This is a genomic window from Vreelandella stevensii S18214, assembly GCF_000275725.1.
Lineage (GTDB): Bacteria > Pseudomonadota > Gammaproteobacteria > Pseudomonadales > Halomonadaceae > Vreelandella > Vreelandella stevensii.
In genome coordinates this window covers 48,134-69,246 of record NZ_AJTS01000023.1, presented here as the reverse complement: position 1 = coordinate 69,246, position 21,113 = coordinate 48,134, and the positions used below count along the sequence as shown (strand labels likewise).

16 protein-coding genes are annotated in these 21,113 nt (G+C 61.2%); 12 read left to right on the top strand and 4 right to left on the bottom strand.

Translation table 11 applies throughout. From position 1 onward, the window contains the following. The first annotated feature begins 53 nt into the window (after window positions 1-53). The 5 genes from mltB to lipB all read left to right on the top strand — a co-directional run bounded on the left by mltB (window position 54) and on the right by lipB (window position 4,389). Window positions 54-1,031, top strand: a complete 978-nt coding sequence (gene mltB, locus HSS18214_RS0104460) for a lytic murein transglycosylase B (protein ID WP_016914099.1) — start codon at window positions 54-56, stop codon at window positions 1,029-1,031. Then, the gene (locus HSS18214_RS0104455) at window positions 1,024-2,019 is read left to right on the top strand and encodes a septal ring lytic transglycosylase RlpA family protein (protein WP_016914098.1); all 996 of its coding nucleotides are present in this window, start codon (window positions 1,024-1,026) and stop codon (window positions 2,017-2,019) included. Before mltB ends, HSS18214_RS0104455 begins: the two co-directional genes overlap by 8 nt. Before the next feature lie 66 nt (window positions 2,020-2,085). Further along, on the top strand, window positions 2,086-3,291 hold the full coding sequence (locus tag HSS18214_RS0104450) for a D-alanyl-D-alanine carboxypeptidase family protein (RefSeq protein ID WP_016914097.1): 1,206 nt from the start codon (window positions 2,086-2,088) through the stop codon (window positions 3,289-3,291). 131 nt (window positions 3,292-3,422) lie between these two features. After that, window positions 3,423-3,737 carry an HP0495 family protein gene (locus HSS18214_RS0104445; protein WP_016914096.1) on the top strand — a complete coding sequence of 105 codons (315 nt, stop codon included), beginning with the start codon at window positions 3,423-3,425 and terminating at the stop codon, window positions 3,735-3,737. A gap of 1 nt (window position 3,738) precedes the next feature. Further along, window positions 3,739-4,389 carry a lipoyl(octanoyl) transferase LipB gene (gene lipB, locus HSS18214_RS0104440; protein WP_016914095.1) on the top strand — a complete coding sequence of 217 codons (651 nt, stop codon included), beginning with the start codon at window positions 3,739-3,741 and terminating at the stop codon, window positions 4,387-4,389. A gap of 72 nt (window positions 4,390-4,461) precedes the next feature. Here the strand turns inward: lipB and lipA are convergent, their stop codons facing one another. Continuing rightward, complete coding sequence (lipA, locus tag HSS18214_RS0104435) at window positions 4,462-5,514, bottom strand: lipoyl synthase (protein WP_016914094.1); 1,053 nt, start codon at window positions 5,512-5,514, stop codon at window positions 4,462-4,464. An 85-nt stretch (window positions 5,515-5,599) separates the two neighbouring features. Beyond that, window positions 5,600-6,598, bottom strand: a complete 999-nt coding sequence (locus tag HSS18214_RS0104430; RefSeq protein ID WP_039179984.1) for a LysR family transcriptional regulator — start codon at window positions 6,596-6,598, stop codon at window positions 5,600-5,602. A 249-nt stretch (window positions 6,599-6,847) separates the two neighbouring features. Between HSS18214_RS0104430 and HSS18214_RS17830 the strand changes: the two genes are divergently transcribed. The 6 genes from HSS18214_RS17830 to HSS18214_RS0104400 all read left to right on the top strand — a co-directional run bounded on the left by HSS18214_RS17830 (window position 6,848) and on the right by HSS18214_RS0104400 (window position 14,468). Further along, a complete protein-coding gene (locus HSS18214_RS17830) occupies window positions 6,848-9,238 on the top strand; it encodes a DUF3141 domain-containing protein (RefSeq protein ID WP_016914092.1) in 2,391 nt (796 codons plus the stop codon). 324 nt (window positions 9,239-9,562) lie between these two features. After that, entirely contained in the window at window positions 9,563-12,190 is a 2,628-nt protein-coding gene (topA, locus tag HSS18214_RS0104420) for a type I DNA topoisomerase (RefSeq protein ID WP_016914091.1), read from the top strand. Beyond that, a complete protein-coding gene (locus tag HSS18214_RS0104415; RefSeq protein ID WP_016914090.1) occupies window positions 12,187-12,648 on the top strand; it encodes a DUF6586 family protein in 462 nt (153 codons plus the stop codon). The genes topA and HSS18214_RS0104415 overlap by 4 nt, the downstream gene beginning before the upstream one ends. Window positions 12,649-12,708: 60 nt before the next feature. Continuing rightward, entirely contained in the window at window positions 12,709-13,173 is a 465-nt protein-coding gene (locus HSS18214_RS0104410; RefSeq protein ID WP_016914089.1) for a hypothetical protein, read from the top strand. 173 nt (window positions 13,174-13,346) lie between these two features. Then, entirely contained in the window at window positions 13,347-13,979 is a 633-nt protein-coding gene (locus tag HSS18214_RS0104405; protein ID WP_016914088.1) for a L,D-transpeptidase family protein, read from the top strand. A gap of 225 nt (window positions 13,980-14,204) precedes the next feature. Then, on the top strand, window positions 14,205-14,468 hold the full coding sequence (locus HSS18214_RS0104400; protein ID WP_016914087.1) for an Lpp/OprI family alanine-zipper lipoprotein: 264 nt from the start codon (window positions 14,205-14,207) through the stop codon (window positions 14,466-14,468). Between the two features lie 130 nt (window positions 14,469-14,598). Here the strand turns inward: HSS18214_RS0104400 and HSS18214_RS0104395 are convergent, their stop codons facing one another. Next, window positions 14,599-15,720 (bottom strand): L,D-transpeptidase family protein, encoded by a 1,122-nt coding sequence (locus HSS18214_RS0104395; RefSeq protein WP_016914086.1) that lies wholly within the window; start codon window positions 15,718-15,720, stop codon window positions 14,599-14,601. 97 nt (window positions 15,721-15,817) lie between these two features. Then, entirely contained in the window at window positions 15,818-19,267 is a 3,450-nt protein-coding gene (gene mfd, locus HSS18214_RS0104390; RefSeq protein ID WP_016914085.1) for a transcription-repair coupling factor, read from the bottom strand. Window positions 19,268-19,512: 245 nt separating this feature from the next. On the opposite strand from mfd, the gene HSS18214_RS0104385 reads away from it, so the two are divergent. Continuing rightward, on the top strand, window positions 19,513-20,976 hold the full coding sequence (locus tag HSS18214_RS0104385) for a glyceraldehyde-3-phosphate dehydrogenase (RefSeq protein WP_016914084.1): 1,464 nt from the start codon (window positions 19,513-19,515) through the stop codon (window positions 20,974-20,976). Window positions 20,977-21,113 lie beyond the last annotated feature (137 nt).

Sequence of the window (21,113 nt, the reverse complement as noted above, 5' to 3'; positions counted from 1 at the left end):
AGCAAATGAACAGGGCGCGAAGAAGAGCGGGCGGGTATTTACTGGCGGCGCTGATGGCATGTTCAGCCTCGGCCACCTGGGCGGCCGAGGAGGTCGATTTCGACCCCCGCGTCAACGAGCAGACGCGCCAACTGGCCAATGAACTGGTCGAACAGGGCATTCCTGAACAGTGGCTGATGCAAGCGTTGGGACAGGCCACGTTCCGTCAGAACGTGCTGGATGCCATGGCGGGAGCGGCTGAGCGGCGCCTGCGCTGGTTCGAATATCGCGATATTTTTCTGAACCAGCAGCGCATCGAAGAAGGTGCCGAGTTCATGCGCGAGCATGCCGAGACGCTGGCGCGTGCCGAAGAAGTCTTTGGTGTTGCTCCTGAGGTGATCACCGCCATCATCGGCGTGGAAACCTATTACGGGCGTCATAAAGGCACGCACAAGGTGCTCGATTCGCTGGCAACGCTGGCCTTTCATCACCCCCAGCGGGGGCGCTTCTTCCGTGGCGAGCTGGCCGCTTTCCTGGCCATTGCCTACGAGCAGGGTGTCGAGCCGGAAACGCTCTACGGCTCTTACGCCGGGGCCATGGGCTATCCGCAGTTCATTCCTACCAGTTACCAGGCCTACGCGGTCGATTTCGATGACGACGGCATTCGCGATTTGTGGAACAACCCGGTCGATGCCATCGGCAGCGTAGCCAACTACTTTGCCGAGCATGGCTGGCAGCGTGATGGCGCCATCTACCACGATGCCGACGGCCCACAGGAAGCCCCCGAAGGCATCGCCTTCAACCAGACCTCGCGCCCCACTTTGACCGCCGCCGACATGGTGGAGCAGGGCATCACTAGCGAGGCGCCGCTGGCCCCTGATGCCCCCGTGGTGCCGCTATTGCTGGATTTTTCTGAAGATGAGCAAGGCTACCGTCTAGGTGAATTCAACTTCTATGTGATTACTCGCTACAATCACAGCCACCTTTACGGCATGGCTGTGGCCGAATTGGCGGACGCGATCCAGCATCAGTTTGAGATTGAGCATGACTAACCTGTTGACCAATGTCCGTTATGTAAGCGGTTCTCTCGTGTTGGCGATGCTGGTGAGCGGCTGTGCCAGCCAAGCGCCGCTGCGTGATAGCGGCAGCGCCGCGCCGCAGCCCAGTGCCGCGCCGCAGCCCAGCGCTTCGCCCTTGGCCAGCGCCGCTCCCAGCGGCGAACGCTATGCCATGTCCGGCGATGCCTATCCAGTAGCACCGCCGGATGTCAGCCAGGTGCCCGATGCCGAGCCGCGCATCGAGGAGCCCTCACGTGCAGGCAATCGCTCCACCTACGAGGTGTGGGGCGAAACCTACCGTGTACTGCCGGACTCGCGGGGTTATGCTCGCCAGGGCACGGCCTCCTGGTACGGTGAAAAATTCCACGGCTACGCCACCTCCAACGGTGAGATCTACGACATGTACAAGATGACGGCGGCGCATCGCTCGCTGCCGTTGCCGACCTTTGCCCGTGTCACCAGCTTGGCCAATGGCCGTTCGGTGATCGTACGCGTCAATGACCGTGGCCCTTTTCACAGTGATCGCGAAATCGATCTTTCCTATGCCGCAGCGGCTCGACTAGGCATTCTGGACGATGGCACGGGGCCTGTTCGCGTCGAAGCCATCGATCCGGCGCAATGGCTGGCCGAGCGTGGTCGAGGCGGGGAGGCGGCCCGCTCGACGGCGGCGAGCTCACCTGCACCCGCCTCGTCTGCGCCGAGTGTGGTGAGTGCTCCCGCTGCGCCTTCGTCTTCTGCTTCGCCGGTATCCAGTCAGCCGAGCGGTGACGGCATCTTCCTGCAAATTGCCGCGTTAGGTACGGCAGAGGGTGCCCAGCAGTTGCAGCAACGCCTTTCTGGGGAGTTATCGCATGGTGTACATGTGAAGAGCGAGGCTGAAGTGCATCGGGTTCAGGTGGGCCCAGTGACTCCTGCCCAGGAAAACCAGGCGCGGGAAGATCTGCGCCGTGCGGGCTTTCCTCAAGTGTTTATAGTGCGATAATGCGTGCCAATTTAGTCATCCAGCAGCGCCACCGTGCTGCCATTCAATGTAAGTGAGACGTGTGTGATGAGTGTATTGATTTCGATTCGCCGGACCGCCAAGCTGTGCCTGTTTGCCGCGATGACCGTGGTGGCAATACCTGCCACGGCTCAGGTGATTCCCCAGCCGCAACCCCAGACCATCATTCCAGCGCCTCCACAGCTGGCGGCCAGCTCGTGGATTTTGATGGATGCCAATAGCGGCCGTATTCTCGCGGAGCATAATTCCGATGTCCGCCTACCACCGGCGAGCTTGACCAAGCTGATGACCGCCTATCTGGTCGAGCGTGAGCTGGACCGAGGCACCATCAACCTGACCGATATGGTCAATATCAGCGAGAACGCTTGGCGCACCGGTGGCTCCAAGATGTTCATCGAGGTGGGCGACCGCGTATCGGTGGATAATCTGTTGCACGGTATCATCATCGTGTCCGGTAACGATGCCAGTGTGGCCATGGCCGAGCATCTGGCCGGCGGCGAAGCACCGTTCGCCGACCTGATGAACCAGCATGCCACGCGCCTGGGCATGCACAACACCAATTTCCAGAACGCCACCGGGTTGCCGGGTGACCAGCACTACTCCACGGCGCGAGACATGGCCATCCTCTCTCAGTACATCATCAACGACTACCCTGACCACTACGCCATCTACTCACAGCGCAACTTCTCCTTTGGCGGCATCGACCAGCCCAATCGCAACCGTCTGCTGTGGCGTGACCCGTCGGTGGATGGTCTGAAAACCGGCTGGACCACCGAGGCGGGTTACGGCCTGGTATCGTCTGCGCTGCGTGATGATATGCGCCTGATCTCCGTGGTCATGGGCACCAGCTCCGAAGAAGCTCGCGCCCAGGAAACCCAGAAGCTGCTCAGCTACGGCTTCCGCTTCTATGAAACCATGAAGCTCTATGAGCGCGGTGCCGTATTGGCCACGCCGCGGGTGTGGGGTGGTGACACCAATGAGCTACGCGTGGGTGTCGATGGTGAAGTCTTCATGACGCTGCCGCGCAACCGCAACGAAGAGCTGCGCGCGCGTCTGAATCTGGATAGCGACCTGAGTGCGCCCGTCGCCGTTGGCGACGAAGTCGGTACTCTGGAAGTCTACCTGGGTGACGAAATGGTCGGCGAGCGCCAGCTGGTGGCGCTGGAAAACGTGGAAGAGGGTGGCCTGTTCAAGCGCTTCTTCGATCAGGTGCAGCGCTTCTTCAGCAATCTGATCGGCAACTTCAGAAGCTGACGAGCCTTGAGCACGCTGGGCAGGCCAACATGGCCTGTCTGTGGTGTTTTAGCCTCCCTGTCACAATCAGAAGCTCTGGCGTCATCGTCAGGGTTTCATTCGTTTTAGCATTCGTCATAGATAGGCAACTCATGAAAAAAGATACCAAGTCTCCGCTGCGTGACCTGCGCCAGCCCTCCACGGTCAGTGAGCCGCCCAGGGTCACCTTTCCCTGCGACTACTCGCTCAAGGTGGTAGGCGATGCGGCGGATGATTTTCCCGCTTGTGTATGCCAGGTCATCGTCAAGCACGCGCCAGATTTCGACGAAACCACCCTGCAGGTGGTGGATAGTCGCAATGGCCGCTTCCAATCGGTGCGGGTGACCATCGTGGCTACCGGTGAACAACAGCTGGCCAGCCTGTTCGATGAGCTGAAAGCCACGGGCCGCGTGCACATGGTGGTGTGACATGAGCCCCGCACCCATCGAGCTGCACCGCCTGGGGCGTCGGCCCTACCAGCCTGTCTGGGAAGCCATGCGCGAGCTCACCGACTGCCGTGACGAGCATACGCCCGACCAGTTCTGGCTGGTCGAGCACGACTCGGTCTTCACTCAGGGGCAGGCGGGCAAACCCGAACATTTGCTGATGCCGGGCGATATCCCGGTGGTCAATACCGACCGTGGCGGTCAAGTGACCTACCATGGGCCTGGGCAAGTGGTGCTTTACCCGTTGCTGGACGTGCGGCGTGGCAAGATCGGTGTGCGTGAGCTGGTCAGCGCCCTGGAAAATGCGGTGATCGACGTGCTGGCCCGCCATGGTGTCGATGCCTGGGCCAAGCCGGATGCGCCGGGCGTGTATACCCGCACGGTGATGGGGGAGGCCAAGATTGCATCGCTGGGGCTGCGCATTCGTCGAGGGGCCAGTTACCACGGTGTTGCATTGAACGTGGACGGCGACCTGTCGCCGTTTGGCCGTATCAACCCCTGTGGCTATGCAGGCATGCAGGTGACGCGTCTGGGCGATCTGGTGACGCTGGGCGATGGCGCAGATATCGGGGGGGCACTGGCCCTGGCGCTGGCGGAGCAGCTAGGCCGATCATTGGTGGATTCGGCGTCGTGATCGAGTAAGTGCTGCAAAAGACGGGTTCACCGGCATGCCGAAAGGGCATGCCGGTGACATTCGTGCGGGGTATCAGCCGACGTTGAAGGCCGGAATACGGTTACTGTCGGTTTCCTGGCCAGGCACTGCGGCAGGGGCGGCCAGGCCCAGGTTGTTCTTTTCGAACACGCGGTCGGCGCGGTAGCTCGAACGCACCAGCGGGCCGGAGGGAACCTCCATGAAGCCTTTCTCTAGGCCCAGCACGCGATAGCGCTCGAACTCTTCCGGCGTGACATAGCGCTCTACTGCCAGATGGTTCTTGGTGGGGCGCAGGTACTGCCCCAGCGTGACGATATCCACACCGATGGCGCGCAGGTCGTCGAACGTCTGCAGAATCTCTTCTTCCGTTTCACCCAGCCCCAGCATCAGGCTGGTCTTGGTGATCACGTCCGGGCGGTGGCGCTTGGCATGGGCCAATACGTCCAGCGTCTTGCGGTAACCGGCACGCGGGTCGCGTACCTTGGAGGTCAGCCGCTCCACGGTTTCCACGTTCTGGGCAAACACTTCCAGGCCGGAGTCGACCACGCGCTCGATGGCGGCCTGATCGCCGTCGAAATCCGGCGTCAAAGCCTCCACCACGACCTCGGGGGTGCGTGCCTTGATGGCGCGAATGCACGAGGCGTAGTGCGTGGCACCGCCATCTTCCAGGTCATCCCGGTCGACCGAGGTCAGCACGATATAGCGCAGGCCCATCAGCTCGACGGACTTGGCGGTATTCTCGGGCTCTTCCTTGTCCAGCCAACCCTTGGGATTGCCGGTGTCCACCGCGCAGAAGCGGCAGGCGCGGGTACAGACGGAGCCCATCAGCATGATGGTCGCGGTGCCGTTGCTCCAGCACTCGCCCATGTTGGGGCAGTGGGATTCGGCGCACACCGTGCTCAGCCGGTGAGTCGATACGTTTTTCTTGACGGCTTCGAAACGCTCGCCGCCTGGAATCTGGGCGCGCAGCCATTTGGGCTTGCGTTCAAGGGCGGGCGCATCGGCCTGCGCCTTGCGCTGCTTCATGCCGTCCTTGATCACCGTCATGCCGTGTTCGTTGCGGAATTTTTCGCCGCTGGGCACGCGCTGGGAAGGGGTGTTGCTCATAGGAGAGAGCCTCGAGTCACGCTAACTGATACGTAGGTAGTAGATAATGTAACATACCTGGCAATCAACAAGACACCGTCGCGCATCACGGGGTCTGTTCGACGCTCAGGCCTGGCAAGCAGGAAACGCCGTGGCTGGGGAGGGGGCTGGGGGGCGCCTGGAAATGCGCACGCAGCTCGCTGAGGTGTTCGCGGGTGAAACGCAAGAACAGCTCCGCCACCGGCGTGGGGAAGTGGTCGCGGCGATAGACGGTGCACCAGGCGCGGCGGATCGGAAAGTGGGGCAGCGCCAGCGTGGCCAGCAGCCCCTGTTCCAGCTCCAGCTGAATGGCCATGCGCGGCAGTACCGCCACGCCCAGATGCGCCATCACGCCTTGTTTGATCGCTTCGTTGGTACCCAGCTCGATACGGTGGGGCAGCCCGACTTCCTGATCGACCGCCAGCTGCTCGAAGGCGCTGCGCACGCCTGACCCCGGCTCACGCATCAATACATAGTGGCGGGCAAAGTCCGAGAGGGTAGGGTTGGCCAGTTGGAGCAGCGGATGCTCCGGCCATACCACGGCCACCAGCTCATTTTCCAATACCGGCATGACCACCAGCCCATCGTCCTCCGGCACCATGGCCATGATGACCACGTCATCCTGCTGGTCGGCGAGGCGCTCCAGTGCCTGGCTGCGGTTGCATACTTTCAGGCGTAGCTGCACATCGGGGTAGCGGGCGCGAAAGCGTGACAGCAGATAGGGCACCACGTATTGGGCAGAAGAAACCGCTGCAATGCTCAACTTGCCGCTGATCTTGCCGTTAATATCTGAAAGGTGCATCTGCAGGCGCGAGAGCTGTCCGAAGATTTCCCGAGTGGAGAGCGCCAGCGTATCCGCCGCAGGCAGTACATGCAGGGTTTTACCGGCATAGCGAAACAGCGGCTGCCCCAGCGCCTGTTCCAGCTGGCGAATCTGGGCGCTCACGGCGGGTTGAGTCAGGCCTAGCTGTTCGGCGGCACGCGAATACGAGCGCTGGCGATGTACGGCCTGAAACACCTGCAGTTGGCGAAACGTCAAGCGGTTGAGCAGCGACGGGGATGACATAACCACCTCGAGGTAAACGTGCTCGGTCAGCGTCAGCGACTCCCAAGCGCGTGGGTCCATGTCGAAATGCTACCACCCTTTGCCCGCTAACGCCTTGAATCGCTGTCGCTCGATGGTTCATACATAGGTTGTTACACAGGTTCATGTATGGGTAATGATCGACGTCTGGCAAGGAGTGGCCTAAACTATATTGCATTGCAGCATCAGGCTTCGGGCTTGGTGCCCCGCATCAACCCCACGGGAGACTCTATGAACTTTCTCGCTAATCCCCTGCTTTCCCCCACTCTGGGCAACAGCGCGCTGACGAGCATGATGGACCCGTTCGGGTTTGGGCGTGCTGCCTTGAGCTACTGGCGCGACAGCGTCGAGCGCAACGTGCTGTACTGGGATGTGATGCGCGAACGGGGCAACCAGTATCTGGCCCACATGGAGCAGACCAAGCCCAACGTGCTGGGGTTCGATACCGAAGGGCTGATGGACGGACGGACGCTGCCCAACCCGACCAATTACGAACTGCTGCGTGTATTGCCCAAGGGCGATACGGTCACCGACCCCAGCAAGCGCCCGTTCGTGGTGGTCGACCCTCGGGCCGGGCATGGCCCAGGCATCGGCGGCTTCAAGCCCGACAGCGAACTGGGCGTGGCGCTCAAGGCAGGCCATCCCTGCTACTTCATTGGCTTTCTGCCCTTTCCCGAGCCCGGCCAAACGGTCGAGGATGTGGTCGAAGCCGAAATCGCTTTCCTGCGTCATGTCATCGAGCTGCATCCAGAAACCACTGAAAAGCCGATGGTCGTCGGCAACTGTCAGGCGGGCTGGCAGATCATGATGGCGGCGGCACTGGAGCCCGACGTGTTCGGACCCATCCTGATTGCCGGTGCGCCGCTCTCTTACTGGGCGGGCGAGCACGGCAAGGCGCCGATGCGCTATACCGGCGGCATGGTGGGCGGTAGCTGGATCACGGCGCTGACCAGTGACATGGGCAATGGCCTGTTCGATGGCGCCTGGCTGGTGCAGAACTTCGAGCGCCTGAATCCGGCCAACACCTACTGGAAAAAGCAGTACCACCTGTATGCCAATATCGACACCGAAACCTCGCGTTATCTTGAGTTCGAACGCTGGTGGGGGGGGCACGTGGTGCTGGGTGGAGAAGAAATCCAGTACATCGTCGATAATCTGTTCGTGGGCAACCGGCTCTCCACGGCGCAGCTGGTGACCCGCGACGGACGACGCATCGATCTGCGCAACGTGCGCTCGCCGGTGGTGGTGTTCTGCTCCCGTGGCGACGACATCACGCCGCCGCCGCAGGCGCTGGGATGGATTCGTGACCTGTACGAAGGCGAAGAGGACATCATCGCCAACGACCAGACCATCATCTACTGCCTGCATGACACCACGGGCCATCTGGGGATCTTCGTTTCCGGCAGCGTTTCCCGCAAGGAACACTCCGAATTCACGGCCAATATGGATTACATCGACGTGATGCCGCCAGGGCTTTACGAAACGACGATTTCTCATGCCAGTGAACGAGCCGATGCCGAGCTGATCGAGCGTGACTACCTGCTCGAATTCAATCAGCGCAACTTCGAGGAGTTGGATCGGGAAGTCATGCACAAGCCCGAAGATGACCGCCGTTTCGCCACCGTTGCACGCATCTCGGAGATCAATCTGGGGCTGTATCGGATTTATATGCAGCCCTGGTTGCAGGCGGTGATGACGCCAGAAGCCGCGCGCTGGATCCGGCGCATGCACCCCATTCGGCTGGGCTACAAGCTGCTGTCGGACCGCAACCCGCTGAGCGTGCCGTTGCCGGTGATGGCTGATTACGTGCGCAAGCACCGTGAGCCGGTAGGGCAGGACAACGTGTTCAAGGCCTTCGAAACCATGGCCTCGGACCAGATCGTCGCCAGCCTCAATGCCTGGCGCGATTTCAGGGACAGCAGCACCGAGCGGCTGTTCATGGATATCTATGGCCAGCCACTGCTGCAGGCGGCCGTTGGTTTGTATGGCGATGCCCATGTGCATCGCCGCCGTCCGGGTGCCGAGCCGGAGCATCGTCGCTTCATCCAGCATCAGCAGGATGAGCTGCGCAAGCAAATCACCCAAGGTGGCCCGCATGCAGCCGTGATGCGAGCGGTGATCTACGTGCTGGGCGGTGCGCCCGCCACCGACGAGCGCAACTTCAAGCGGTTGCGCGCCTCCCGCGCGGAGCTCGAGCCCAGCAGCTCGCTGAGCGAGTTCAAGCGTATGGTGCGCGAGCAGTTTTTCATTCTCAAGCTGGATCGTGAACAGGCCCTGAGCACGCTGCCCGTGCTGCTGGAAGGTGAGGACAATGTGGCCATCGATGGGCATATCAAGCATCTGGAGCATGTGTTCTCGGCCAGCGGTGAGCTGACCGAGCACGCCGCCGAGCGTTTCGAGCAGGTCAAGGCGCTGTTTGGCCAAGCGCGCCCTGCGCTGCCTGCGACTGCCGCCAGCGCTGAGCCCGAATCTGAGACCAAGGCCGAGGCCGCCACTGGCACCGAGGTTGCAACCACCACGGATGCCGAGCCCACGGCGGCATCACCCGCTTCTGCAGCGGCGGCTAAAAAGCCAGCGGCCAGGCCAGCCAATGGGCGGCGCGGAACGTCTCGCAAGCGCTAGCCGCCTCGCGCTACCGCCGATCACGCCCCCGCTTTTTAGCGGGGGCGATTGGTTAGTGGGTGTGGCTTTGGGTTGCCGAGTGTCAAGCGGCAGTCTAGTGTCTAGCTACTCGATATAAAAAAACGCTAGGCGTCATACCGACACCTTCCCGAGCGGGATGTGCCTCGCCATGGGGTGCAGCCTGATGCAGGTTGCTACTAGCGCTTGGGCAAGGGCTGGGGTAGGGTAGGCGCATTTTTCTCATGGTCGCCAAGGCATAATGTGGGGCGACAACGTACTTAGCGCCGTGGCGATCACGCCTCGGCATCAGGAAAGTGGAGCACTATGGGCAAGTCACTGGTCATCGTCGAATCGCCTGCGAAAGCGAAGACGATTAATAAGTATCTCGGCAACGATTTCATCGTGAAGTCGAGCGTGGGTCACATCCGTGACCTGCCGACCAGCGGCTCGGGCAAGGTGGCCTCCGACCCAAAGGAGCGCGCTCGCCAGGCCGCGGCTACGCGCAAGATGTCAGCGGAAGAGAAAGCCGAGTACAAGCAGCGCAAGGCCCACACCCAGCTGATTCGCCGTATGGGCATCGACCCGGACAATGGCTGGGCAGCCAACTATGACATTTTGCCCGGCAAGGAGAAGGTCGTTGCCGAGCTGAAGAAGCTGGCCGAAAAAGCCGATGCCGTCTACCTCGCCACGGATTTGGACCGCGAGGGGGAGGCCATTGCCTGGCACCTGCGGGAAACCATTGGTGGTGACGACAGCCGCTATAAACGCGTGGTGTTCAACGAAATCACCAAGAATGCCATTCAGGATGCCTTCAAGACCCCCGGCGTACTGAACATTCCTCGCGTGGAAGCCCAGCAGGCGCGCCGTTTCCTCGACCGGGTCGTGGGCTTCATGCTCTCGCCGCTGCTGTGGGCCAAGATTGCCCGTGGCCTGTCTGCCGGCCGTGTACAGTCGGTGGCCGTGCGTTTGATCGTCGAACGTGAGCGGGAAATTCGCGCCTTCATTCCCGAAGAGTTCTGGGACGTGCATGCGGATCTGGTCTCGCCGGAGGGCGAGCTGGTGCGTTTTGCTTTGGCGCGGCAGGATGGTCAGGCCTTCCGCCCCACCTCGGAAAAAGAGACCCTGGAGCGAATTGCCAAGCTGCGCAAAGCCAAACTGTCGATCACGTCTCGCGAAGACAAACCGACACGCTCCAAGCCTACCGCTCCCTTCATTACCTCGACGCTGCAGCAGGCTGCCAGCGGGCGGCTAGGGTTCTCGGTCAAGAAGACCATGACCATGGCCCAGCGGCTCTACGAAGCTGGCTACATCACTTATATGCGTACCGACTCGACCAATTTGTCCAAGGATGCGGTCGAGAGCGTGCGTTCGTTTATTGGTGATGAGTATGGGGAGCGCTACCTGCCCGAAGCGCCCAACCGCTACAGCAGCAAAGAGAGCGCACAGGAAGCCCACGAGGCGATTCGCCCCTCCAGCGTGGAGCGCAAGTCCACGGATCTGGTGGGCATGGAGCGTGACGCCGAGCGCCTGTATGAGCTGATCTGGCGGCAGTTCGTGGCGTGCCAGATGACCCCGGCGGAATATCTTTCCAGCACCCTCAATGTCGAAGTCGATGGCTACGAACTGCGTGCCAAAGGGCGCGTGCTCAAGTTCGATGGTTACACCCGGGTGATGAAGCCGACCGGCAAGAACGAGGATCAGACCCTCCCCGACCTGCCCACCGGCACGCCCATGAGACTTGAAGTGCTCGACCCTCAGCAGCACTTCACCAAGCCGCCTGCGCGTTACACCGAAGCCAGCCTGGTCAAGGAGCTGGAGAAGCAGGGCATCGGGCGACCTTCTACCTATGCCTCGATCATCTCCACGATTCAGGATCGGGGTTATGTGAAGCTGGAAAACCGCCGCTTCTATGCCGAAAAGCTGGGCGATATCGTCACCGAGCGCCTCAAGGAGTCGTTCCCGGACCTGATGGATTACTCCTTCACGGCGCGGATGGAAGACAGCCTGGACGAAGTCGCCGAGGGTGAGCGCAACTGGCGGGCGCTGCTGGATGCCTTCTACGAAGAGTTTCGTCATGAGCTGGCCAAGGCCGAGAGCGACGAGGGAATGCGCCCCAACCAGCCGGTACCGACCAACATCGACTGCCCCAGCTGTGGCCGTCAGATGCAGATTCGAACCGCTTCCACTGGTGTGTTCCTGGGGTGCAGTGGCTACAACCTGCCGCCCAAGGAGCGTTGCAAGACCACCATCGATCTCATTCCCGGTGAAGAAGCCGTGGCTGAAGATGCCGGTGAAGAGGCAGAAACCGATGCGCTACGCGCCAAGCGCCGCTGCCCGAAGTGTGGCACGGCCATGGACAACTACCTGATCGACGAAACCCGCAAGCTGCATATCTGCGGCAACAGCCCGGATTGCGATGGCTACGAAGTCGAGAGCGGTAAATTCAAGATCAAGGGCTATGACGGCCCATTGATCGAATGCGACAAGTGTGGTTCGGACATGCAGCTCAAGTCCGGGCGCTTCGGCAAGTATTTCGGATGTACCAACAGCGAGTGCAAGAACACCCGCAAGCTGCTGCGCAGTGGCGAAGTGGCACCGCCCAAGATGGACCCGATTCCCATGCCGGAGCTGGCCTGTCAGAAGGTGGAAGACCATTACGTGCTGCGTGATGGCGCTAGTGGCCTGTTCCTGGCAGCCAGCAAGTTCCCCAAGAACCGTGAAACTCGCCCGCCGCTGGTGCAAGAGCTGAAGGCCCATGCCGATGAGCTGCCCGAGAAGTACCACTTCCTGCTCAAGGCGCCCAGCGAAGACCCGGATGGCCGTCCGGCGCAGATTCGCTATTCGCGCAAGAATAAAGAGCAGTACGTGATGACCGACGAAGAGGGCAAGGCCACGGGCTGGAAAGCCACCTACGAAGGCGGTAAATGGCACGTGGAGGACAAGCGCAAGTGAGTGCCCGTTCGCGTACTAACCAGCTCCTTTATCAAGCCGAACTGATGATTGGGCTTCCGGTGGGCGACGATGAGCATGCCCCCGCCCGTCAGATGGCGCTGGAGGAGGGCGCGCTGGCGCTGTTCGAGCTGGCGCTGGCGTCGCTGCTGAAAGAGGTCACCGAGCACGCTCGTCTGCCAGGCCATGACTGGCAGCGCCTGCTGGCCAGCGACGGCCCAGCGCTGGCCGAGCTGCAGCGCTTGCGCGACGAGCTGCAGCGCCCGGATAGCTGGCTGGCATGGCTGGTTGGTCAGCTCGAAAAACTGCATGGCGACGAGGGCGCAGCCCGTCGTCAGGTGCATAACCCGGCCATGATTGCGGTGGGCGCCCAGGCGTCGCTGGGTGAGCAGTTGCTGGAGCATTTGCAAGCGGCGAAGCGTGAAATCGCCATGCTCAGGGAGACCAGCGTCGAGTGGTAGGCTTGAAAAATTGCCGATCATGACCATGCTATGGAGTACGTTACTCAACAGGAGGCAAGGATGCGATACAACCAGGTGAAGGATCTCATGGAGTGGGCCGCCGGTTACCACGCGCGCATGGCGCGCCAGTACAGTGCCGCGGCCGATGCCGCCGAGCACGAGCGTCTTGCCATGGCGCTCAACTACCTCGCCAGCAGCGAGTTGACCATGAAGTCTGGGCTCGAAGCGCTGTTTCATGATGGGTCGGATCAGCGTGAAGTGCTGGAGCTATGGTTCGACGAATCGGGTGACTTCCCTCAGCCTCCGCTGCTGGAGGCGCTGGCCGAGCAGGACGTGGCCGGATCGCTGGACGAGCTGACCGCCACGGCGGTGGAGTCACATCATCAGCTTCAGCGTCTCTATGAACATCGTGCATCGCGGGCCAAGGTGGCGCCAGAAGAGACGTTCTTCACGACCCTGGCCCAAGGGCATGCCGCCGAAGCGCGCAAGCTGGTGGCCAGCCTGCAGGAGCTGGAAGGCGTCTGACAGGGTGTTACGTTGAAGCACAGTTGGCGGTTGAGATAGCAGGCATTTTGGGCGTTTATTGAAGAGTCGATACGCTGACAAAAGCCGCATGAATAGGGTATAACAGTACCCATCCATGCGTTATTGGCCAGCCGTGCCTTGCCTTTCGCGCTGACCCATTTTCGAGAGCAACAATGATGCCTGTAAACCGTCGCCGATTTTTGGCGCTGGCACTGGGCTGGCCTGTAGTGGCCAGTGCAGCGGCTACCAGTGCCCTGCCTGATTACGAGCCTACCGATCTGGTCGCCACCTTGCTGGCCAGAGCAGACGTGCCCCGTCACAGCAACGAGGTGTGGGTGCTGGTAGACGACAAGGAAGCGACGCTTAGCGTGTTTCGCGGCCATGCCCTGGTAGAGCGATTTGCGCCGGTATCGCTCGGCCGTGGCGGCGCCAGGACCCACCGTATACGCGGCGGTAACGTGACGCCGCTGGGTGAGTTTAGAATTAATCGATTTAATTTCGAAAGCCAGTGGCATATCTTCATTGGTATCGATTATCCTACGCCACCTCACGCGCGCATGGCGCTCGAAAAAGGCATCTACTCCCAGGCGGACTACGAGGCCTATTTCGACCACTATCGCCGTTACGGCTCCCCACCGCAGGATACCGCGCTGGGGGGAGCCATTGGGATTCACGGCATTGGCCGAGGAGACCCCGATATCCATGGCAACTTCCACTGGACCCAAGGGTGTGTGGCAGTGACCAATGAGCAAATCGAGCGGGTTGCCGAGCTAGTAGGAGTTGGCACACGCGTGGTGATCCGCTAGGCTTATGTTGTTGAAGGAAGTTCCAGGTTTTTGGACACGCGACTATAGACAACCGCTGTGGTCTATTATAAAACAGCGTTTGACTTGCGTACCCTACGGGTAACCCTGGTACAAGTCGGTGAAAAGAACCTGCATCGCAGGTAGACAAATCTAAGCTAATAATTTAGCTTTATTTTTTGTCATACCCTTAAACGTAGTACCCAAGGAAGACTCAAGGAGAACATCATGACTCTTAAGACTGCTCTGAAAATGACCGCCGCTGCCGCTTCTCTGGCAATCCTGGCTGGCTGTGCTTCTACCAGCGCTCTGGAAGAAGTTCGCATGACTGCTGAATCTGCACAGGCTGACGCTGCAGAAGCTCGCAGCATGGCTTCACAGGCTCTGAACACTGCAAACCAGGCTCAGCGCGACGCGCAAGCTGCCCTGCAGATGTCTGAGCAGAACCGTGAAGAAATGAACCGCATGTTCCAGCGTTCCATGCAGAAGTAATTCTGCCTGGGCCGTCAGGTTCGTCAAGAACCCAACGGCTGCTGTTGGATGTGAAAAAACCCCGCCATCTGGCGGGGTTTTTTTGCGTGATCAGCAGAGGGCTGGGCCGTCAGAGACGGCCCGTGAGGCGTTAAGCGTCGCCTTCGATGCGAACCACGGTAGACAGTTCGATATCCCCCAGAATGCCTTCCAGCTGAGGCTGCTGGGCTTCGGGCTGTGGCTCTTCAGCGGCGGCTTGCGGGCCGTAGAGCGCAACGAAGCGACCGTCAGGCTCGGCGATGGCACGCTGGATCTGGGCTTCGTCGATATCCACCTGGTCTTCCACCAGGGCGTTCAAACGCTCCATGGCCTCGCGCAGGGGCTCTGAGCCTTCGACGTTCTCCTCCAGCTGTGGGTACGACTGCACGAACAGCGTGCCGTCAGCCCCCCAGCCTGCCTTGAAGGGAGCATCCATCAGGTTGACCTGAGTGCCGCTGGGCAGACGCTCGTAGAGCGACTCGATATCTTCCGGGTACATGCGAATGCAGCCACGGCTGGCACGCATGCCGACGCCGTCAGGGCGATTGGTGCCGTGGATCAGGTAGCTCGGCATGGCCAGCAGGATGGCGTGGCGACCCAGCGGGTTATCAGGGCCAGGCGGCACGATGGCCGGGGCGGGCTCGCCACGGGCGGCGGCTTCGCGGCGCATGGAGGCGGGTGGTGCCCAGGCGGGGTCCTTGACCTTGACGGTGGTGCGGGTAATGCCGACCGGGGTGGCGAAACCGTCACGACCGACGCTGACCGGGTAGGTCTCTACGATGCCGGGGTTGTTGGCCGGATAGTAGTACAGGCGCAGTTCCGACAGGTTCACCACCACTCCTTCACGCGGCGCGGGGGGCAGGATGTACTGGGCGGGAATGACGATTTCCGTGCCTTCGCCGGGTACCCACATGCTGACGCCAGGGTTCGCCATACGGATCTCTTCGTAGCCGATGTTGTGGCGACGAGCGATGTCGATCAGGGTGTCTTCGGGGTTGTCCACCGTTACCGTGTAGTACTCACCGATGATGTCACCCTGCTCGGGCAGGCGAAAATGCCCGCGTGGCAGTTCCTGGCGTGCCTCGGCGACCTGTTCGGCACCGGCAGTGGCTTCACTGCTGACCGCAGCCTGCTCTGAAGCAGGCTGGGCATAAGCAGGGCCGGTCAAGCTGGCGGCCAGCAGGACCGCCAGACTGGTGGGGCCCCAACGGTTGATGATCTTGCGAGTCTTCATGGTCGTTCCTAATCAAGTATGCACTGCAGAGACGCCTGGCGGTGGTTGGCCATGCGTTGGCAGGGTTGTCTGCTTAATGACAAGTTTGCCCCAAGGTTCACGCCTTCGCTACTTTTTGATTAAGGGTGTTTAACAGTGTTTCAACCTTCTCAAAGCGTTGTTCGGCGGTTTCCATCGTAAATTCAAATCGTAAGGTATCGGAGCCGTCCAGGCGGTAGTGCTGCGGGGAGGTCTGGATCAGCGTCACCAGGGTCAATGGGTCGACCTGGGTAGAGCCGTCGAACAGCACTCGACCCCGGGATTCACCGGCCTCGATGCGAGCAATGCCGAGCTGTTCGGCGCGCTGGCGCAGCCGCGTCTGGCGAATCAGGTTCTTCAACGGCTGGGGCAGTAGGCCGAAACGGTCGATCAGCTCCACCTGCAGCTCTTTGAGTTCACCATCCGATTGGGTATTGGCAATACGCTTGTACATCACCAGGCGCTGCTGCACGTCGTGCAGATAGTCGTCGGGGATCAGCGCGGGTAAGTTGAGGCTGATTTCCACGCCGGTGTTGAAGGGGGCGTCGATGTTGGGCGTCTTGCCTGCCCGAATGGCCTTCACGGCGCGGTCGAGCATCTCCATATAGAGTGAGTAGCCGATGGTTTCCATCTGGCCGCTCTGCTCGTCGCCCAGCAGCTCCCCGGCACCGCGAATTTCCATGTCGTGGCTGGCCAGGGTAAAGCCCGCGCCCAGGTCGTCGGAGGCGCTGATGGCTTCCAGGCGTTTGACGGCATCCCGGGTCATTGCCTTCGGCGAAGGCGTGAGCAGATAGGCGTAGGCCTGGTGGTGGCTGCGGCCCACGCGCCCCCGCAGCTGGTGCAGCTGGGCCATGCCGAACTTGTCGGCACGCTCGATCAGAATGGTGTTGGCGCTCGGCACGTCGATGCCGGTTTCGATGATGGTCGAACACACCAGCACGTTGAAGCGCCGATGATAAAAGTCGGACATCACGCGTTCCAGGCTACGCTCTGGCAGCTGGCCGTGGGCCACCGCCACTCGCGCTTCCGGCACCAGCTCGCGAATCTGTTCGGCGGCGTTTTCGATGGTCTTGACTTCGTTGTGCAGGAAGTAGACTTGGCCGCCGCGCAGAATTTCCCGCAGCAGGGCCTCCTTGATCACGCTGTCGTCGCGCTGCTGGACGAAGGTTTTGACCGATAGGCGCCGGGCGGGTGGCGTCGCGATGATGGAGAGGTCGCGAATGCCGCTCATCGCCATGTTCAGCGTTCTCGGGATGGGCGTGGCGGTCAGCGTGAGAATGTCGATCTCGGCCCGCAGGGTCTTGAGCTTCTCCTTCTGGGCGACGCCAAAACGGTGCTCCTCATCGATGATCAGTAGCCCCATTTTGGGCAGCTCGACGCTCTTGGACAGCAGTTTGTGGGTGCCGATGACGATATCGGCCTGCCCGCTCTTGATACTTTCCAGTGTCTGCGTCATCTCTTTGCCGCCGGTAAAGCGCGAGATCAGGCTGATGTTCACCGCGGTGTCGGCAAAGCGGTCACGAAAGTTTTCGAAATGCTGGCGTGCCAGCAGGGTAGTGGGCACCAGGACCACCACCTGCCTGCCCGACTGAACGGCCAGGAACGCTGCGCGCATGGCGACTTCGGTCTTGCCGAAGCCCACGTCGCCGCACACCACGCGGTCCATGGGCTGGGGCGATACCATGTCGCTGATCACCGCTTCGATGGCGGCCTGTTGGTCGGGAGTCTCCTCGAAGGGGAAGCTGGCCGCGAAGCGCGCGTACTCCTCGCCGGGGGCTTCGTAGACCACCCCTTGCTGGGCCTCGCGCCGGGCGTAAATGTCGAGCAGTTCGGCGGCGGTATCGCGAATCTTCTCGGCGGCCTTGCGGCGGGCCTTCTCCCATTGGTCGGAGCCCAGTTTGTGCAGCGGTGCCAGCTCGTCGTCGGCACCGCTATAGCGAGAAATCAGGTGCAGGCTGTCCACCGGCACGTACAGCTTGGCGCCATCGGCATAGGAGAGCGCCAGAAACTCGTTGGCCTGGCCCCCGGCTTCCAGGGTTTCCAGGCCCAGATAGCGGCCCACCCCGTGGGCCTGGTGGACCACCGGCGCCCCCTCGCGGAGTTCCGACAGATGACGCACGGCCGGTTCGTTGTCATCGGTGGCTTTCTCGCGGCGGCGGCTCTGTCGTACTACGTCGCCGAACAGCTCGGTTTCGCTGATCACCGCCAGGTCGGGCGTTTCCAGCCACAGGCCGCTGGCCACCAGGCTTTCGGTGATGGCCAGCGGCTGGTCACCTTTCAGGAAGGCGTGGAAGTTCTCCACGTGGGGTAGCGAGAGCTTGAGCGGCGCCAGCACTTCCTCCAGTGCTTCTCGGCGACCACGAGATTCCGCCACGAACAGCAGGCGCGTACCGGGTTGCGCCGCCATGAAGCTTGCCAGCTCGGCCAGCGGCTGTTTGGCTCGCGCATTGATGGCCAGCGAGGGCAGGGCACGGGCCTGGGGTGCCAGCGCATGGCGCTGCTGCTCGTCCTCGGTGAACTCCACTCTGGGCCGTGCCTTGATGGCGGCAAACACGTCGCTGACCGGAAAGAACGCACGATGGGGCGGCAGTAGGGGGCGTGTCGGGTCGACGCCCAGATTGACGTAGCGCGCTTCGATGGCCTGCCAGTGCTGTTCGGCGGCAGCGAAGACGCCCGGCAGCAGGGCGATCCGAGTGTCGTCTGTCACGTGGTCGAACAGCGAGGCGGTTTCGTCGAAGAACAGCGGCAGGTACTGCTCCAGTCCCGGTGAAGGAATGGCCTTCAGGGCGTCGTTGTAGAGTGGGCACTGGCGCGGGTCGACGTCGAACAGGGTCTCGAACTGCTCGCGGAAGCAGGCAATGGCGCTGCGGCTCAGCGAGTACTCGTGGGCGGGCAGCAGTTCGATGCCGTCGATTTTGCCGGTAGAGCGCTGGCTGCCCGGGTCGAAGTGGCGCAGGGTGTCGATCTCGTCATCGAACAGGTCGATACGAATCGGCTCGTCCATGCCCATGGCGAACAGGTCGATGATGGCCCCGCGCATGGCGTATTCGCCCGGCTCGTAGACCGTTTCCACCGCGCGATAGCCCGCCCGTGAAAGCGATTCGCGGAAGCTCTCCCGGTCGAGCCTGGCGCCGGACTGCAAGGTCATGACGCGGCCTGCAATGTAGGACACCGGTGGCAGACGCTGCATCAGTGTATTGATGGGAACCAGCACGATGCCGCGCGCGCCGTCCTGTAGCTGCCTCAGCGTGCGCAGGCGGGCGGAGATAATATCCTGGTGCGGTGAAAAACTGTCGTAAGGCAGCGTTTCCCAGTCGGGGAGCGGCAGGACCGGCACGCTGCTGTAAAAAGCCAGGTCCTGCTCCAGGCGTTGAGCGCTGGCAGTATTGGGGGTGATCACCAGTAACGGGGCTTTGGTGGCTACCTGGGCCAGTGCCAGCGCGGTGGCGCTGCCCGGCGGCGCTTTCAGGTAGAGCGTATCGCGTATCCCTTGCGGCTGAGGCGGTTCGAGCAGAGAAAAAGAGGTCATGGAGTCGGCTTCGTTTTGCGCTGGAACGGAACCAGAATCATACACGAACGACACTTTTACGCAGCGCCTTTTGGCCCGTGGGCCGGGCGGGGTCGTCATCGCGCGTTGCATCATGGGTGTTTGTAGTCAATGCCCTATTTCTGTAATACCCCTACATCCTGTGCGACTATCCATTCATTGCGGCCACGCCGCTGGCTCCGGATAATGCCCCCTGAAAATCCCCTTCACTACCTATGAGGCCGCCCGTGAGTCAGCAAACTCTCGACAACGTTTTCCAGGATTGGCAGAGCAACGAAGCTCTGGCTGAGCAAATGATCCCGCTGGTCGGGAAGCTGTATCGCCAGAACAACGTTGTCGCCACCATGTTCGGACGTTCTCTGATCAAGCGGTCGGTGATTCGGATTCTTAAAGACCATCGTTTCGTGCGCAAGATCGAGGGCACCGAGCTGTCCGTGGAAGATACCTTCCCAATCGTCGAGGCCATGAGCGAGATGAACCTGGGGCCGGCCCACGTCGATGTAGGCAAGCTGGCGGTGATGTTCAAGCGCCAAGGCGGCGGTGACCTGAACGCCTTCCTGCGCGGTGAGCTGAGCGATATCATCGATGGCTACCAGCCCGGTGCCAGTACCGGCGAGCCCCAGGACGTGGTGCTTTACGGGTTTGGCCGCATTGGCCGTCTGCTGGCTCGTGTCATGGTCGAAAAAGCCGGTGGCGGTAACCTGTTGCGTTTGCGTGCCATCGTCGTGCGTGGTCGTGGTGATGTGAGCAAGGACCTCGAAAAGCGCGCCAGTCTGCTGCGTCGTGACTCTGTCCATGGCCCCTTCGATGGCACCATCAGCGTTGATGCCGAAGCACGCACACTGACCATCAACGGTAACGTGGTTCAGGTGATCTACGCCGATTCGCCCAGCGAGATCGACTACACCGCTTACGGTATCGATAACGCCGTGGTGGTGGACAACACTGGTATCTGGCGTGACGAAGCGGGCCTGGGCCAGCATCTGGAGTGCAAGGGCGCGGCCAAGGCGCTGCTTACGGCGCCGGGCAAAGGCGATATCAAGAACGTCGTGTTTGGCATCAACCACGAAACCATCGGCGAAAGCGACCGCATCGTATCGGCGGCGTCGTGCACCACCAACGCTATCGTGCCGGTGTTGAAAGTGCTCAACGATGAGTTCGGTGTGGTAAACGGCCATGTAGAAACCGTGCATGCCTACACCAATGACCAGAACCTGATCGACAACTACCACAAGGGTGACCGTCGCGGACGCAGCGCTGCCCTGAACATGGTATTGACCGAGACCGGTGCGGCCAAGGCCGTCGCCAAGGCGCTGCCCGAGCTGGAAGGCAAACTGACCGGCAACGCCATCCGCGTACCCACGCCCAACGTCTCCATGGCAATTCTGAATCTGACCCTGGAGAAGGGCACCGATGCGGTGGCGCTCAACGACTACCTGCGTCGTATGTCCATCGATTCGTCCTATCAGAAGCAGATCGACTTCGTCGATTCGGCCGAAGTGGTCTCGTCCGATTTCGTCGGTAACCGCCATGCCGGTATCGTGGACGCCAAGGCGACCATCGCCAACGGCAACCACGCCGTGGTCTACGTCTGGTACGACAACGAATTCGGCTATAGCTGCCAGGTCATCCGCATTCTTCAGCATATGTCCAACGTGCAGTTCCTGAAGCTGCCGCGTCAGGCCAGCTGAGCGGTCGGGCGGGGTGTTCGGCTAATACAGCGTTAGCTGAAACAGTACGCCTTGCAAGCGCCACCTTCGGGTGGCGTTTTTGTATATAGCACTTTCGGAGGCGGTCATGGATGTGGTCATTGGCCGCGCTTATCTTT

Excerpts from the sequence above, each read along its gene's own strand:
- mfd (WP_016914085.1), bottom strand. The coding sequence starts at position 19,267 with ATGACCTCTTTTTCTCTGCTCGAACCGCCTCAGCCGCAAGGGATACGC.
- HSS18214_RS0104395 (WP_016914086.1), bottom strand. The coding sequence starts at position 15,720 with ATGAAGACTCGCAAGATCATCAACCGTTGGGGCCCCACCAGTCTGGCG.
- HSS18214_RS0104445 (WP_016914096.1), top strand. The coding sequence starts at position 3,423 with ATGAAAAAAGATACCAAGTCTCCGCTGCGTGACCTGCGCCAGCCCTCC.
- HSS18214_RS0104455 (WP_016914098.1), top strand. The coding sequence starts at position 1,024 with ATGACTAACCTGTTGACCAATGTCCGTTATGTAAGCGGTTCTCTCGTG.
- lipB (WP_016914095.1), top strand. The coding sequence starts at position 3,739 with ATGAGCCCCGCACCCATCGAGCTGCACCGCCTGGGGCGTCGGCCCTAC.
- HSS18214_RS0104410 (WP_016914089.1), top strand. The coding sequence starts at position 12,709 with ATGCGATACAACCAGGTGAAGGATCTCATGGAGTGGGCCGCCGGTTAC.
- topA (WP_016914091.1), top strand. The coding sequence starts at position 9,563 with ATGGGCAAGTCACTGGTCATCGTCGAATCGCCTGCGAAAGCGAAGACG.
- lipA (WP_016914094.1), bottom strand. The coding sequence starts at position 5,514 with ATGAGCAACACCCCTTCCCAGCGCGTGCCCAGCGGCGAAAAATTCCGC.
- HSS18214_RS17830 (WP_016914092.1), top strand. The coding sequence starts at position 6,848 with ATGAACTTTCTCGCTAATCCCCTGCTTTCCCCCACTCTGGGCAACAGC.
- HSS18214_RS0104430 (WP_039179984.1), bottom strand. The coding sequence starts at position 6,598 with ATGTCATCCCCGTCGCTGCTCAACCGCTTGACGTTTCGCCAACTGCAG.
- HSS18214_RS0104405 (WP_016914088.1), top strand. The coding sequence starts at position 13,347 with ATGATGCCTGTAAACCGTCGCCGATTTTTGGCGCTGGCACTGGGCTGG.
- HSS18214_RS0104450 (WP_016914097.1), top strand. The coding sequence starts at position 2,086 with ATGAGTGTATTGATTTCGATTCGCCGGACCGCCAAGCTGTGCCTGTTT.
- mltB (WP_016914099.1), top strand. The coding sequence starts at position 54 with ATGGCATGTTCAGCCTCGGCCACCTGGGCGGCCGAGGAGGTCGATTTC.
- HSS18214_RS0104400 (WP_016914087.1), top strand. The coding sequence starts at position 14,205 with ATGACTCTTAAGACTGCTCTGAAAATGACCGCCGCTGCCGCTTCTCTG.